Annotated in this window: 1 protein-coding gene; it reads right to left on the bottom strand. The window is 57.8% G+C overall.

Annotated features, from left to right (window positions below; all coding sequences use genetic code 11):
• Window positions 1-490, bottom strand: a 490-nt coding sequence (locus tag QZH66_RS18345) for a cistern family PEP-CTERM protein (protein ID WP_305807223.1), incomplete at its 3' end; no start/stop codon positions are given.
• Window positions 491-509: the final 19 nt, after the last annotated feature.

Here is a 509-nt window from a genome sequence, read left to right as displayed (position 1 = left end):
TCGTGAACGAAATCCCATTCGTCAGGAAGTTGCCGGCAGTCGTCAAGGTCAGTGAAAAGGTGTCGAACAAGCCTTCACCCAAGCCCTTGTTGCTCGCGCCGTTGCAGTTGCTGCCAGCCCAAATGCAAAGGTCCACTTTCTCGGCGCCCCCGGTGAGCTTGCCGTCCATGCTGGCATGCCAACCCGCAGAGGTTGACGCAGTCTTCAGTGCTGGGCTCACGACGTCGATCCCAAACGAGGCCAGTGTGTTGTCGCCCGGTCCCGAGGAGTTATTCGAGACCTTCAGCGCAAACGTGGCACTGGTCGCTGATATCGAGCTGAGCGTGAATTGCATGGTTGCGGAAAGCGTGGCGCCATCTTGGAGGGTCGAATACAGGATTGAACCTGTATCGTTCACACCCGCGAAGGTCATGACCGAAGCGTTGGCCGCGCCGAAGCCGAGCAGCCCGCCACACAGCGCTACCGCTTGAAGAACCTTGCTGAATTTCATACCGACTCCTTGAAGAACT

It is taken from the genome of Stenotrophomonas sp. YIM B06876 (genome assembly GCF_030711595.1).
Lineage (GTDB): Bacteria > Pseudomonadota > Gammaproteobacteria > Xanthomonadales > Xanthomonadaceae > Stenotrophomonas.
The sequence above is the reverse complement of the archived record's forward strand: the minus strand, read 5'-3'. Positions and strand labels throughout refer to the sequence as shown.